This window comes from Planococcus salinus (assembly GCF_003719725.1).
Lineage (GTDB): Bacteria > Bacillota > Bacilli > Bacillales_A > Planococcaceae > Planococcus > Planococcus salinus.
Genome location: NZ_RIAX01000002.1, coordinates 39498 through 52972, shown reverse-complemented (window position 1 = coordinate 52972; position 13475 = coordinate 39498). Strand labels below are relative to the sequence as shown.

14 protein-coding genes are annotated in these 13475 nt (G+C 48.1%); 11 read left to right on the top strand and 3 right to left on the bottom strand.

Annotation, left to right across the window (positions count from 1 at the left end; genetic code table 11):
* Positions 1-17: 17 nt before the first annotated feature.
* Entirely contained in the window at positions 18-1136 is a 1119-nt protein-coding gene (locus EEX84_RS02905; RefSeq protein ID WP_123164093.1) for a glycosyltransferase family 2 protein, read from the top strand.
* 165 nt (positions 1137-1301) lie between these two features.
* Here the strand turns inward: EEX84_RS02905 and EEX84_RS02900 are convergent, their stop codons facing one another.
* Together EEX84_RS02900 and EEX84_RS02895 are read right to left on the bottom strand one after the other, a co-directional pair.
* Positions 1302-2189, bottom strand: coding sequence for an alpha/beta hydrolase (locus tag EEX84_RS02900; RefSeq protein WP_123164092.1), 888 nt, complete (start codon positions 2187-2189; stop codon positions 1302-1304).
* Positions 2190-2239: 50 nt separating this feature from the next.
* Positions 2240-2974 (bottom strand): Bax inhibitor-1/YccA family protein, encoded by a 735-nt coding sequence (locus EEX84_RS02895; RefSeq protein ID WP_420812545.1) that lies wholly within the window; start codon positions 2972-2974, stop codon positions 2240-2242.
* Positions 2975-3169: 195 nt separating this feature from the next.
* On the opposite strand from EEX84_RS02895, the gene EEX84_RS02890 reads away from it, so the two are divergent.
* The 8 genes from EEX84_RS02890 (at position 3170) to EEX84_RS02855 (ending at position 10923) form a co-directional block, all read left to right on the top strand.
* Positions 3170-4108 carry an HNH endonuclease gene (locus EEX84_RS02890; RefSeq protein WP_123164090.1) on the top strand — a complete coding sequence of 313 codons (939 nt, stop codon included), beginning with the start codon at positions 3170-3172 and terminating at the stop codon, positions 4106-4108.
* 371 nt (positions 4109-4479) lie between these two features.
* Positions 4480-5463 (top strand): ketoacyl-ACP synthase III, encoded by a 984-nt coding sequence (locus tag EEX84_RS02885; protein ID WP_123164089.1) that lies wholly within the window; start codon positions 4480-4482, stop codon positions 5461-5463.
* A 449-nt stretch (positions 5464-5912) separates the two neighbouring features.
* The gene (locus EEX84_RS02880) at positions 5913-6524 is read left to right on the top strand and encodes a C40 family peptidase (RefSeq protein WP_123164088.1); all 612 of its coding nucleotides are present in this window, start codon (positions 5913-5915) and stop codon (positions 6522-6524) included.
* Positions 6525-6799: 275 nt separating this feature from the next.
* Positions 6800-7513, top strand: coding sequence for a hypothetical protein (locus EEX84_RS02875; protein ID WP_123164087.1), 714 nt, complete (start codon positions 6800-6802; stop codon positions 7511-7513).
* Positions 7514-7528: 15 nt separating this feature from the next.
* The gene (locus EEX84_RS02870) at positions 7529-7918 is read left to right on the top strand and encodes a GntR family transcriptional regulator (RefSeq protein WP_123164086.1); all 390 of its coding nucleotides are present in this window, start codon (positions 7529-7531) and stop codon (positions 7916-7918) included.
* 3 nt (positions 7919-7921) lie between these two features.
* Positions 7922-8767: an ABC transporter ATP-binding protein gene (locus tag EEX84_RS02865; RefSeq protein WP_123164085.1), complete on the top strand. Its 846-nt coding sequence runs from the start codon at positions 7922-7924 to the stop codon at positions 8765-8767.
* Between the two features lie 22 nt (positions 8768-8789).
* Entirely contained in the window at positions 8790-9722 is a 933-nt protein-coding gene (locus tag EEX84_RS02860; RefSeq protein WP_123164084.1) for an ABC transporter ATP-binding protein, read from the top strand.
* Complete coding sequence (locus tag EEX84_RS02855; protein WP_123164083.1) at positions 9715-10923, top strand: ABC transporter permease; 1209 nt, start codon at positions 9715-9717, stop codon at positions 10921-10923. The genes EEX84_RS02860 and EEX84_RS02855 overlap by 8 nt, the downstream gene beginning before the upstream one ends.
* 200 nt (positions 10924-11123) lie before the next feature.
* Here the strand turns inward: EEX84_RS02855 and EEX84_RS02850 are convergent, their stop codons facing one another.
* Entirely contained in the window at positions 11124-11324 is a 201-nt protein-coding gene (locus EEX84_RS02850; RefSeq protein WP_240033905.1) for a YgaP family membrane protein, read from the bottom strand.
* Between the two features lie 255 nt (positions 11325-11579).
* Here EEX84_RS02850 and EEX84_RS02845 point away from each other — a divergent pair, with 255 nt between their 5' ends.
* On the top strand, positions 11580-12569 hold the full coding sequence (locus EEX84_RS02845) for an ATP-binding cassette domain-containing protein (RefSeq protein ID WP_123164082.1): 990 nt from the start codon (positions 11580-11582) through the stop codon (positions 12567-12569).
* A complete protein-coding gene (locus EEX84_RS02840; protein WP_123164081.1) occupies positions 12566-13408 on the top strand; it encodes an ABC transporter permease in 843 nt (280 codons plus the stop codon). The genes EEX84_RS02845 and EEX84_RS02840 overlap by 4 nt, the downstream gene beginning before the upstream one ends.
* Positions 13409-13475 lie beyond the last annotated feature (67 nt).

Here is a 13475-nt window from a genome sequence, read left to right as displayed (position 1 = left end):
AGGACGGAGGTATGTAAATGACAGTTTCAGAAGTGGTGAATCTCGTTATCGGCTTGCTGGGCATTATAGTCGCTTTTGTGATGTTCTGGTCCCTGCCTGTTCCTTTTTCTGCTTCACGTGACCATCCCAGACTTCCATTCTTGTCCATCATCATTCCCGCCAGAAATGAAGCCGGACGGATTGCACCGTTGCTGAATTCCCTGCAGGAACAAAATTTCCGTTCATTTGAAGTCCTGGTTGTTGATGACCATTCAACTGACAACACCGCAACTGTCGCCGAATCATACGGTGCACAGGTCCTGCACAATGAAAGCGATGGTTCCGGCGCAGGCAAGTCAATGGCATGTTGGTATGGCGCCCGGCAGGCAAAAGGCGAATGGCTGTTGTTTCTGGATGCAGATACTTATTTCACGCAAGCTGACAGCCTGAAAAATTTGCTCTTCTCGTATCAACTCAAAGGCGCCAGGGGGATTTTATCCTTGCAGCCCTTTCATACGGTCCACCGCATGTATGAGAACCTCTCCGCAGTATTCAATATTATTGTCATCGTCGGGATGAATACATTTACAATATGGGGCGACCGCTTTAAAACCGCCGGCTCGTTCGGCCCGTCCATCTTGTGCAATAAAGACGATTATTTTTTAACGGGAGGACATGAAAAGATCCATGAAGCGCTCATGGATGACCTGGTTCTGGGACAAGCGTTTCTGGATCAGAAACTTCCGGTTTATTGCCTGGGCGGCAAAGGCATTCTTTCTTTCCGGATGTATCCGGAGGGGTTGAAAGAGCTGATTGAAGGATGGTGCAAAAGCTTTGCACTTGGTTCAAAATCTACGCATCCGGTTGTAATGCTGATGGTCATTATCTGGATTTCCGGCAGTTTTACCACTACCACAGCACTGATCTCCTCCATAGCAGGAGGAGATTTCGTTGCCATGGCATTCAGTGGAATAGTGTATATTCTCTATGCTGTTCAAACGGCTTGGTTTGCACGCAGGTGTGGCAATTTCAAGTGGCCTCTTTTCTTGCTGTTCCCGCTCTTGTTTTTATTCTTTACCGGAATATACGTATATTCCTTGTTCCGGGTAAACGTCCTGCATTCTGTAAACTGGAAGGGCCGTAAAATAGACGTTTGAAAAGGTTCCGGATAAACGGACAGCAACATGGTGCAATCATCAGGAAGATGAGTCAAAAAAGGCTGCTTTCCCCCGAAATCAGGGAAAGCAGCTTTTTGCCTGTCGTCAACTTTGGTGATGCTCGCGGTTCCGTTCGGATAACTTTGATTCTGTTCTGTTTTTGCTTCAGCTTTCTCCGGATTCGACCGCTTCTGTCATTTTTTCTGCTATCAGCATCCAAGCTTCCTCTGCTTTTTCTTTCGGCCCCAGATGAGTAAATCCGTGGAAGCAGTCTTTGAACAGCTCTTCGTATACTTTAATCCCTGCTTTTTTCAGTTTCCCGGCGTAACGTTCGGCTTCCGGCCTGAAAGCGTCGTGCTCGGCGATGAGAATAAGGGCGGTAGCCAGGCCTTTGCTGACATCGGCACAGACGGGGGAAGCGAGAGGGTGCATGGCCTGTTCTTTTTCAGGGACATAGCACATGTTTAAAAAGTTCGCGACCTGCGGATATCGAGCGCGCAACGGATCAGGTTCTGGTTTGTCTGCGTGAGGAGTGACAAAATCCAGCATCGGGCAAGACAGCACTTGGATGAGTGGCTGTTTGTCCTCTTTTTCTTCAAGGTAAAGACAAAGGGCTGCTGCAATATTGGCGCCTGAACTTTGTCCACCCACCATGATTTTTTCCTGGTCGATATTCAATTTGTCCGAATTTCGCTTGATCCATTGGATAATTTCATAGCTTTGTTCAATCGGTTTCGGAAAAGGAAACTCCGGTGCTTTGGCATAATCGACGTTCAGAACGGCGTAACCCGTCTGATTGGCCAGGAAGCGGCAATAAGGATCATCCATCTCCTTTTCATGCATGATGAACGCCCCACCATGGAAGTTGACGTAGACAGGAAGCTTTTTATCGTCAGACCCTAAAGGTTTGTACAAGGATACATACGTAGGTTGAACAGATGTTTCAACTAAGATTTCTGTTTTTTTTTCTACTTCCTGCAGGGGAATCATAGGTGTTTTTCTTGCTTGATTCGGCAAAAGCCGAAGTGATTTTGCAATAATAGAAGTGAACATAAGGTACCTCGCTTTTAGGTGTATTCTTCATCAAACTGTCAGTCTCTTTTTCATCTGTTCCGCAATTTCGACAGCAACCGGAGAATCTCCAAATACAGCCAGACCAGGGTGATCAGCAGACCGAAGGCACCGTACCACTCGAAATATTTGGGCACTTGTTTCGCAGAAGCATTTTCAATGAAATCAAAATCCAGTACCAGATTCAGCGCCGCAATAATGACAATGACCACACTGATGGCAATGCCGAGCGGTGTCGCTTCGTGGAGGTGAGGGATTTCAAAGCCGAAAAAACCGCCGATAAAGGAAACCAGATAGACCAGGAAGATGGCGCCTGTGGCAGCAACGACGCCCAGCCGGAAATTTTGTGTGACGTTGATCAAACCTGATTTATAAGCGAGCAATAAGCTCAGCAGGACACCGATTGTCAGCAGCACTGCCTGGAATACAATGCCCCCGAACTGGGCTTCATACCGTGCTGATACCGCTCCGATGAACAGGCCTTCCAGTAGAGCATAGACCGGTGCCGTGAAAGGAGATATTTTCGGTATGAAAATCGTGACCAGGGCGACAATGAGGCTGCCGATCGCACCCACCAGAATCAGGGGAGTGGCGCTGTTCGGGTTGCTGAGGAACTGATTCCAGGAATAGACGGAGGTGGCCAGCACCAGCAGGACCAGGATAAATGTCTTATTCACAGTCCCTTGGATCGTCATCGTCCGGCCGGTTTCGGCGTCATTGTACTTTTCGAACGCTTCGTCTTTTAAACTCGGGTTGCCGCTTCTCAAACTCATCACCTCTTAAATTAGTTCGCGCAAAATCATTATATCCTTAAATCGCTCTTTTGTGAAAAACATGCAGGAACTTCCGGATTTGTCTCTCTATCGGTTTCGTTCAAACCAACCGGGCAGAAAATCGACTTTTGCGTTAAAATGAAAGAAGAGAAATTTGCACCAGAAGCAATGGGCAGTAGGAGGCAATTCATGAACAGCTTTATCGTTATGCAAGGTGAAACTTACCAGCAAGAACAGAATGCGGGCATTCTGTGGACACCGCTCACCGACAAGTCCGGAATGGTTCCGCATTCCTGGAACCGGATGCAGGAATTGAAAAAAGGAGACCGCGTGTTTCATTACGTCAAAGGGCAAATCGTTGCGATCAGTGTGATTGTGAAGGGCTGCCGAAAAGGAAAGGGGCCGGATGGAACAAGCGAAGCTTTCACCGCGGCAGCCGAGTACCGTGAGCTGGATGTGCCGCTTCCTGTAAAAGAATACTTTGGAGCCATCAAGCCGCTGCTGCCATTGAAATACTCTCCTTTTCAGGAAGATGCCAGCGGCAATTCCGGGTATCTTTACCCGTGCAACGAAGAACTGGCCATGAAATTATTGGAGCTGATCAGCGGCCAGAATATTTTCACCTGGGAACAAGAGCAATTGGAGCTGGCCATCGAAGTGGTCAGAAAAACGGAACACAATCCACTGATGACGCTGGTCGCTGAGATGGAACTGGAAATCAAAACAAAAATGCGCCGGGGCCATGAACAGTTCCGCGCAAGCCTTCAGCCGTTGTGGAAAAACGAATGCCCGTTATGCGGCGTCGCCATCGATGCGGCTTTGACGGCCAGTTATGCGAAACCATGGAAAGACAGCGACGACGCCGAACGCCTGGATCCCTATAATGGCATCTTGTTATGCGCCAACCACGCAGCGCTTTATACTGCCGGCTTAATCGCTTTTACCGGCGGAGGACGGCTCCGTGTGGCGAGCCGGATTCCGGAGCGGGATTATTCGGTTTACCGGCTCGACAAAACCGCCAAAGTCCCGGTATCGCCGGAACATGCCCCGTATTTCCGCTGGCACAAACGGAATATTTTTATCGAGCCGAGAAAAGTCAAATTGCTGAAAACCGGCGAGGAAGTCTAGTTCAGCTGACTCTGCTTGCTGGGAAAAGGCGTCTAACCATACAATTCCGGAGCGCTTTCATTTTCCGAAAATCCGAAATCACTTGATATAAAAAGAAGACCTCTCCTTGACTGCAAGTTGCCGGGAGGGGTTTTTGCCGTTCGCTGTAATAATTTTTTCAGCCAAAGACTGTAGCGACTGAAAAAATGAACACAATAGCAATTTGGCTCCCAGAAAACAACGATTCCCTAGGGGGACAAGGATTCGTTCTTTTCTTCGGGCAGACATTTCATTATTCAGTAAATAATATTCTCCTTATATCATAAAATTAGTACCTAATACTAATAGTTGATGTTATTATAAAGCGAGTATGTTAAAAGGGGCGATTTTTTGTGAACACTTCAAAAGCCAGAATTACAGCCATCGGTTCATATGTGCCCGAAAAGAGGCTGACCAATCATAACTTGGAAACATTAGTGGACACCAATGACGAATGGGTGGTTCAACGGACCGGTATCAGAGAACGCCGGATTGCGGGAGACCATGAATTTACAAGTGATATCAGCATCAAAGCTGCGGAAGATTTAGCGGAACGGTATCAAAAATCATTTAAAGACGTGGATATGATCATTGTCTGTACCATGACGCCCGATTTTAAAACGCCGAGTGTCGCAGCACTGGTACAGGCGAAGCTGGGAATCCGAAACACTGGCGTGATCGATTTAAATGCCGCCTGCGCCGGTTTTTCGTATGGCTTGCACCTGGCGAACGGCTTGATCACGGCTGGCCTGCACAAAAAGATTCTGGTCATCGGCGCTGAAACTTTCTCCAAAATCATCGATTACAGCGACCGTTCGACTTGCATCCTGTTCGGTGACGGCGGGGGAGCGGTTCTGGTGGAATATGACGAACAGCAACCCAGCTTTATCGCTTCTCACATGGGGGCCGACGGAGAATTGGCGCATAACCTGTACTGCACCGACCTGTCGACTGAAATGTCCGGAAACGAGTTGGCCGTCCATGATTTCGTCGCGCAAAACGGCCGCGAGGTTTACAAATGGGCGGTGAATACCGTACCGAAAGGCATGGCTGCATTGATGGGAAAAGCGGATTTCACAACAGCTGATGTTGATTGGTTCGTACCCCACAGTGCCAACCTGCGGATTGTCGAATCCATTTGTGGCAGAAGCGGCTTAGCACTTGAGCAGACGATTTACAGTCTCGAGTATTTTGGCAATACCTCTGCTGCTTCCATCCCGCTGTCACTGGATCAAGGCATGCGTGACGGAAAAATAAAACCCGATGACAAATTGCTGCTGTATGGTTTCGGCGGCGGTTTGACTCATGCAGGGCTGCTCATCAACTGGTCCGTCTGACCGGTTACAGGCAAATGAAATGCGGAAGCAGCCATTCAGTATATGACCACAACTATTCGTACCGTTTAAACTCCTGCAGCTGCAGGAGTTTTTTTGTCTTTAATTTCTAAAAGGCTTTCCGGCCATACTGGCGTGTGTCTGGGAAAATGACGAAAAACCCGGTTTTGTAAAATGAAAAAACAATTATCTATAAAAAATTCTTCAGGCTTTTTTGGAGGTTGTAATTTTTGTTACGTTTTTTTGAAGTTAATAAAATACTGATATAACAGTTCTTTGCTATGTAAGTTGGTGAGTTCTTTGCGATAAATCGAGAAGTGTTACTTCTTCTGTAATATTTGCAACGGAAGCTTAATGTTCATAAGGGTTTAAATTTATCAGGGGACAATATAGAATGCTAGAGGTGAGTTAAAAAAACGGCAAAAAAACAAATCCACAGGGGGATCATTATTTTGAAAAAATCATTAATCATTGCAAGCTTCGTATTAGGAACTTCATTAATCGCGGGTCCGGTATCCGCAGCTACCCATACAGTAAAAAGCGGGGACACACTTTCTAAAATCGCCAATACACATAACACTTCTGTAAGCCAATTGATGAGAGATAACAACCTGACTTCCACACTTATTTTCCCGAACCAAAAAGTTAAAGTAAACGGCGGTTCAGCTGTTAAAGGTGCAGCATCACCATCCGTTTCTTCAGCAGGCGTGTTGGGTGTCGCAAAGAAATATATCGGTGCACGTTATTTGTATGGTGCAAGCCCGAACCGCACAGATGCATTTGACTGCTCTTCATTCACTCAGCAGGTATACTCTGAGATGGGCGTCTCTCTTCCAAGAACATCTTCAGCACAAGCGGCTGTTGGAACGACAGTTTCTAAAAGCAATCTGCAGGCAGGAGACCTTGTGTTCTTCGCAACTGGAGGCACTGGAAGAATCAGCCACACTGCAGTATATGCAGGAAATGGCCAAATGATCAGCGCACAAAACGGCGGCGTACAATATGCATCGATCAACAGTTCATACTGGGGTCCTAAATTCGTGACTGCTAAGCGCGTAAGATAAATAATTGTTTGTTTAAAAGAGGAAGCCATTGCGCTTCCTCTTTTTTTTCGGAAAAGTATTGACGTATTCAGGAAGGCATTTCTTCTTTGAGTTATTGGGTTATATAACGAAGTCAGTGTTAGAAAAGGTTTGAAGTCTACAGACTTCAGGCCTTTTTTGTTTGAATGAAAAACTTAATTTCAGATTATTTCTCAAAAGGTTTGACAATTGCTGAAAAATTTTATACTGTGTATATGAGTATAAACAGTATAACAGTTAAGAAGGAGTGTTTATAAATGAACGAATGGAAACAAGCCTACCGGCTGGCAATTTTTGAAATGAAGGCTTCCATGAGAAGTTTTCTGCTCATATTGGTTTTCTATATCGCCATGAGCCTGATTTTCATGCAGTCGCTTGATGTCCATCTGGAGGACGAATTCAACTTTTTTGACTTGCTGTTTCTGCTGATTTTCTTCATGTTTCCTGTCTGGATGAAGAACAAGGAATTTCAGATGCAGAAGATAGACGGAGACCTATGGGCGTCGCCGTCCATCATTATGCTGCAACAGCTGCCGGTTTCAAAAGATATCATTGTCAAAAGCCGCTTTATCATTCACTCGTTCTGCTCATTCCCGTTTCAGCTGGTTCTTCTGATCGCAATGCCGATCATGTCGGAGAATTTCCGTGAAGCCATGACGCCAGTTGCTTATACAGCTTTTGTGCTGATCTGGCTGGCCTTTTCGATTGCCATTGGCTTTATCATGGCGGCGAGTGAAGCAGGGGGGAATTACAAACTGAAAGCAATCGTCCTGTCATTTATTTACCTGCTGATCGGTTTTGCCGTGATTTATTTCCTGAGACCGGATGATGGATTCCTTCAACTGACGATGATGATGGCAGCGGAATGGTCGCTGCTGTCGATTGTTTTGGCAGTCGTAGTAAGCATCGCCGGCTGGAAATACTGGCAGGCGGATATGAGAAAAATGATAAAGAAAGCGGATTATCTGTGAGAGGGGGGCCTGCATTTGCTGCCGATACGCTTATCCAAGGATTCTCGTGAACCGATTTATCACCAGATTGAAAAGCAGTTGAAGGCGTTGATTGCGGGCGGACATTTGGCTGCCGGCTTCCCGCTTCCGTCAATCAGGGCCCTGTCGAAAGAGCTGGAAATCAGCGTCATCACCATACGCCGCGCCTATCAGGACCTGGAATCACAAGGGTTTATCGAAACAGTCCATGGCAAAGGAACGTTTGTCAAAGAAGTGCAGAGTGCGATGAAGCAGAAAACGATGACAGCTTCGGTTCGGGCGGAATTCGAGCGCGCCATCCAGAACGCAATGGATTATGACTATACCGTGGATGAAATCGAAAAAGTTTTTGCCGAGACGCTGGAAAGACTCGGGAAAGGGGAATGACGAATGCCTGAATGGATTGAAATAAAAGACGTGAGTAAAAAGATTGATGGCTTCCAGCTGGGACCGGTCAGTTTGTCGATCGAACCCGGGACCATTACAGCGCTGGTCGGCAATAATGGCTCCGGAAAGAGCACAATGCTGAAGATGATCATGAATCTGGCGAACCCGGATAGCGGAGAAATCCGTGTGCTGGGCAAGCCGGTCGACGGCAAAGATGAGAGCTGGAAACGGCATGTCACGTTCCAGCCGCAAAACGCAGTCGGCTGGAACGCCTATACCGGAGAAGACCTCAAAAGATTGATTGCTCCTTTGTATCCAAAATGGGATGAAGCGGTGTTCGAGCGTATGATTTCGCTGTTCGATATTCCACTTAACAAGCGTTTCGGCAAATTATCGCCCGGCGTACAGCAGAAACTGAGCCTGTCGCTTGCCTTGCCGCGCAGCACCGATATCCTGATTCTCGACGAACCGACGGCGTCACTCGACATCCCTTCGAAAAATCTGTTCATGGATTGCCTGGTCGAGTGGATGGAACAGGAAGACCGCGCTGTCATCCTGACGACCCATGAGACGGAAGATATCCGGAAACTCGCCGATTACCTGTTTTTGATGCAAGGCGGAAAACCGCTTGGCCATTTTGAAAAAGACATACTTGCTGCAGGTTATCGCCGCTTTTGGCTCCATGAGATGCCGGCCGGTCCGTTGCCGGGAGAACTTTCTAGAACCGAAAACCAGCTGGTATCCGATAATCCTGATGCAACAGAACGGTATTTATCGGAACACGGCAGTCCTGTCATTGATACCAAGGCGCTGGAATTGGAAGAAATCATCAGCCTGCTGCTGAAATAAAACATGAGAGAAGATGAAGAGAATGGAAACAATGTTAACCGTAGAAGGGTTAGGCAAGTCATTCAAAAACAAACGGATCATCTCGAATATTTCCTTCGAAGTGAAAAAGGGAGAAATCATGGCGCTGCTCGGGCCGAACGGAGCAGGAAAATCGACGACAATCCGCAATATCATGGGAATCATGTATCCTGATGAAGGCACCATCACGTTTCACAACAGCGCGGGCAAGGAAATTCCGCGGGATAAAATCGGTTACTTGCCAGAAGAGCGGGGGCTCTACAAAAATGTCAAGGTCATGGACATTCTGCTGTACCTGGCAGAACTGAAGGATTATCCACTGGCTCGTGCGAAAGAACGCGCACTCGAGTATTTGAAAAAGTTCGGACTCGAAGGAAAAGAGAAAGTTTCCGTAGAAGAGCTGTCAAAAGGGATGGGACAGAAAGTGCAGTTCATCGCTTCCATTCTTCACGAACCTGAGCTGCTGATCCTTGATGAGCCGTTTTCAGGACTTGATCCGGTAAGCCAGGAATTGTTTAAAGATGAAATCCGTGCGCTTGCTCAAAATGGCACGGCGATTCTATTGTCTTCCCACCAGATGAACCTTGTGGAAGAAATGGCGGACCGGCTGTTCCTGATTCACCGCGGCACGCGGGTCATCTATGGAACACTGGGCGATGTGAAAAAGGAATACGCCAATTTCAAATGTACAATCAATGGTATGAACAGCGGCACGCTGCTTGAAAGCCTGCCGGAAATTGAAAGAGTCGAGCAGAACAATGAAACGGCTGTGCTTTATCTGTCGAGAAACGTACAGCCGGCGATATGGCTGAAAAACCTGCCGGAGGAATTGGATATACAGGAATTGTCGATCGACCGGATTTCGCTTCATGAAATCTTTATCGACATCGCCACCGACAAAAATCTATTGAAGGAAGCGGGTGAGCTGCATGCGTAACACGATGAAAGTCGCCAAATGGGAAATCAAGCGCAATATGAAGAGCAAGTCGTTCGTCATCGGCCTGTTCCTGACACCGCTCATCTTCCTGGCATTTTTACTGGTGCCGAACCTGTTCAGTTCAGACGATGATGCGGCAACGACAACCGTTTATGTCAACGACCAGATTGGTGTCTACGATCAAATGGAAGCGGTCGCGGCAGATACCGAATGGCAGATGGAGTCCACACAAGTGACCGAACGGGAAGCGGAATCGGCGCTTGAAGGGGAAGAAGATGCTGCGTATGTTTTTGTGACAGAAGAATCGGTCGAGACGGGTACCGTCACCGTCTATACGAACGAAGAAACAAATGATGGGTTCATGGATGAAGTCCAGATCCTAAGCGGTCCGCTGCAAATGGCACAGATTGAACAACTTGGCCTAACACCCGAGGAAGCGGGACTCGTCGCACAGGGAATCGTCTTTGAAGATGCTTCTGTGGGAACGGAAGAAGGTGGGCTGTTCAGTGCAAACATGCTGGAACGAGTGGTTCCAGGGGCTTTCGCAGCGCTCGTGATGCTGTCGATCGTCTTCACCGGAATGGCCATTTTCCAAAGTGCCTCCCAGGAGAAGAAAGACAAAATCGCCGAAATCATCCTGTCGTCGCTGACGCCATCTGATTTGATGCAAGGCAAGATCATCGGCTATTTTGTCCTCGGTCTCGTCCAGGTAGTGGTCTTTGTCGTCATTGCGCTGCCGGTGCTCATCTGGAATATCGATTTTCCAATCATCGAGCATCTGCTCGTTCCGGAACTGCTTGTGTTGTTGCTCATTGCGATTCTCGGCTACCTGCTGTATGCGGCGCTGTTCGTCGGAATCGGCGCAACGATGGCCGACATCTCGACAGCTGGAAACTTCCAGGGCCTCGTCATGATGCTGCCGTTCAGCCCGTTCCTGTTCATCGGGCCGGTCTTCAGCGACCCGAGCGGATTTGTTGCACAGCTCGGCAGCTATATCCCGTTCACGTCACCGGGTGTGCTGATCATGCGTCTGTCGCTTCTTGAAGAATGGCCATGGGTGGAAATTGGAGTTGCGATTGCGATTCTCGCTGTCAGCGTCTGGATCTTCATGAAGCTCGCAGGCAAAATCTTCAAAACGGGCATCCTGATGTACGGCAAGAATGCGACTCCTGGCGAGATTCTCAAATGGATCAAGGCATAGAACAATTCAAAAATTTCTCAGAAAGGACGCTTAAAATGGCGTCCTTTTTCATTCTTCATTTTTTCAGGGCGCAGGTTCAACAGAAAAATATGGTCGTTACTCATTACTCAGTTTGCAGCCGCGAAAGCGCCTTCCAATATAGAAAGCCATTCGAAAAGGCATCCTGTTCTGAATGAGCAGGATGCCTTTTGGGATGCCGGTTACTTTTCATTCTTCAGCGCTTCGGTCAGCGGGCAATAATGGGTAATGCCTTCTGCGACTTTCTGTGCGCCCATTATCGACACAAACAGCTGGCTTCCGGAAGGCTGTTCGCGTGACATCTTGGCAATGGACCAGGCAAGCAGCGTCAGACCACTGGTAATCCGCACCATTGAATTGATGGTCCCGATATTCTGTTTCAAAGCTTTCGCCTCCTTCACATATCTTTTGACTGTTATAGTTCCCGCCTGCAAAATACATAAACCGTTAAAGAAAAGTATTTTATTGAAAGGACACAGCGCTGTACTGTCGAAATATAACCAGTAATATATCTAAACTTTCTGATAATAATTTCAAGTTATTCGTTATAATAAATGAAGCAAGCGAATGCTGATTCTTTTCAGTGATAATCTCGTCAATTGCTCAATTAATTATCCTAAAAGAAAAAGGTGAGTAGTGTGAGTGATGATAAGCAAACCGGTGACTGGGCTGTCGAAGCGAACGGGCTGGTCAAAGTCTATGGAAAAGAACGCGCCGTCGATGGTGTAGATTTAAGAATACGAAAAGGGGCTGTTTACGGCTTTTTGGGACCGAATGGAGCAGGGAAAACCACGACGATCCGCATGCTGGCAACACTGATCCGTCCGGATGCAGGAAGTGCCCGCATTTTTGGCCACAGCCTGGCTGACGAAGGGGCGGCAATCAGGAGCCGCATCAGTTTGACGGGGCAGTATGCGTCCATCGATGAAGATTTGACAGGCATGGAGAACCTGGTGTTGATTGCCCGGCTGATGGGTTATACGACGAGGCAGGCGAAGGCAAGGGCCAGCGAATTGCTGGCGGCTTTCGGCCTGGAAAATGCGGCAAAACGGCAAGTGAAAAAGTATTCGGGCGGCATGCGCCGTCGCATCGATGTGGCAGCAAGCATTGTGGTGACACCGGATCTATTGTTTTTGGATGAGCCGACTACAGGACTGGATCCGCGGAGCCGCAACCAGGTGTGGGACATTATCCGGACACTTGTGGCTGCAGGCACGACGGTGCTGCTGACGACGCAGTACCTGGAGGAAGCGGATCAGCTGGCCGACCGGATCGCGGTCATCCATCAGGGCAAGATTATCGCAGAAGGCACGAGCAGCGAATTGAAGGCGTCAGTGGGAAGCGGCACGCTGAATGTTCAGTTGCTGAATTCCGAAGATCAGCTGCGGGCAACTGAAATTCTGCAGAACAAGCTAGGTGTTTCTGTATTCGTGGGGTCGGATTCGGTTTCGCTGAGTGCACAGGCGAAAGACGCTTCGTTGGTCGCTGAAGCGTTGGGGGAACTGGCACGTGCAAAAATCACAGTCAGTGATTTTTCACTTGGGCGGCCGAGTCTTGATGAAGTATTTCTGACGCTGACGGGACAGGTGGTAAGCGAAGAGCCGGACGCAGAGGAGGAAAGCTCATGACTGGACAGGCAAAGCAAAACAACTCAAACCATAAGGAAGAACAGCTGCTCCGCGCAATTGCTTCGGGCAATAGGCCAAAACCGCCGAATGCGTTATCTTCGACAATGGCGTTTGCGCAGCGGGCATTGTTGCGGATCAAGCATGTGCCGGAGCAAATGTTCGATGTGACGGTCTTTCCGATTATCTTTCTGCTGATGTTCACGTATTTGTTCGGCGGTGCCATTGCCGGATCCACTGGTGAATACCTGCAATTTCTGCTGCCGGGTATACTGGTGATGACCGTTGCACAAATTACGATGTACACCGGCATCGATTTGAATAACGATATCCGGAAAGGCATCTTTGACCGGTTCCGCACATTGCCGATTTGGCTGCCATCAGCTTTGGTTGGTGCGCTGCTTGTGGATGTCATCCGCTATTCGTTGGCTTCCGCCATCATGATTGCCCTCGGACTGGCACTCGGCTTTCGGCCGGAAGGCGGTGTCATGGGTGTGCTTGGCGCGGTATTGCTCATTTTGGTTTTCTCATTCAGTTTGTCGTGGATTTGGACGGCGCTCGGGTTGGTGGTGCGCTCTGAGAAATCACTGATGATGGTCAGTTTTATGGTGCTGTTTCCGCTGACATTTGTCAGCAATGTCTTCGTCGATCCTGCTACCCTGCCAAGCTGGCTTCGGGGCTTTGTGGAAATCAACCCGATTTCCATTCTCGCCACAGCAGTCCGCGGGCTGATGCATGGAAACGCCACATGGGGAGAAATCGCCTGGGTGTTTGTTGTTTCTGCTATATTGGTGATTCTCTTCGCGCCCCTTACCATGTATTTATATCGGAATAAGGAATAAAAGCAATTTCGTGAATGGGGCGTATTAGATTTGTCTTTCTCTGGCGGTTGATTCTTTTGGGGAAATT

Coding starts and splice junctions, on each gene's coding strand:
- EEX84_RS02905 (WP_123164093.1), top strand. CDS start 18: ATGACAGTTTCAGAAGTGGTGAATCTCGTTATCGGCTTGCTGGGCATT.
- EEX84_RS02900 (WP_123164092.1), bottom strand. CDS start 2,189: ATGTTCACTTCTATTATTGCAAAATCACTTCGGCTTTTGCCGAATCAA.
- EEX84_RS02890 (WP_123164090.1), top strand. CDS start 3,170: ATGAACAGCTTTATCGTTATGCAAGGTGAAACTTACCAGCAAGAACAG.
- EEX84_RS02875 (WP_123164087.1), top strand. CDS start 6,800: ATGAACGAATGGAAACAAGCCTACCGGCTGGCAATTTTTGAAATGAAG.
- EEX84_RS02865 (WP_123164085.1), top strand. CDS start 7,922: ATGCCTGAATGGATTGAAATAAAAGACGTGAGTAAAAAGATTGATGGC.
- EEX84_RS02860 (WP_123164084.1), top strand. CDS start 8,790: ATGGAAACAATGTTAACCGTAGAAGGGTTAGGCAAGTCATTCAAAAAC.
- EEX84_RS02855 (WP_123164083.1), top strand. CDS start 9,715: ATGCGTAACACGATGAAAGTCGCCAAATGGGAAATCAAGCGCAATATG.
- EEX84_RS02840 (WP_123164081.1), top strand. CDS start 12,566: ATGACTGGACAGGCAAAGCAAAACAACTCAAACCATAAGGAAGAACAG.